The sequence below is a fragment of the Paraburkholderia sp. RL17-381-BIF-C genome (genome assembly GCF_046026435.1).
Lineage (GTDB): Bacteria > Pseudomonadota > Gammaproteobacteria > Burkholderiales > Burkholderiaceae > Paraburkholderia.
In genome coordinates, this window is sequence record NZ_JARESX010000244.1 from 1 (window position 1) to 359 (window position 359).

General features: G+C 57.4%; 1 protein-coding gene. It reads left to right on the plus strand.

Going from position 1 to position 359, the window contains the following annotated elements; genetic code table 11:
- Nucleotides 1–322 (plus strand): integrase core domain-containing protein (locus tag P0D70_RS36890; protein ID WP_408188143.1); only part of this gene is annotated, 322 nt, incomplete at its 5' end.
- Nucleotides 323–359: the final 37 nt, after the last annotated feature.

Sequence of the window (359 nt, forward strand, 5' to 3'; positions counted from 1 at the left end):
GACGCAGGCAGGCGCACCCATCGAGTGGCTGTCGGACAACGGCTCTGCCTACATTGACCATCGCACGCGCAGTTTCGCTCGCGATCTGGGTCTGGAGCCGTTGACTACACCCGTTCGTTCGCCGCAGAGTAACGGCATGGCTGAGTCGTTCGTGAAGACAATCAAGCACGATTACATTGCCTTTATGCACAAGCCTGATGTGCCAACAGCACTCGCGCATCTGGCCGGCGCCTTTGAACATTACAACGAACGCCACCCGCATAAAGCACTGAAGTACCGTTCCCCCCGGGAGTTCCGGCGAACCGCTGCATCATCAACCTAACTGTGTCCGAGTGTCCTGAGTTACAGGGTCAACTCCA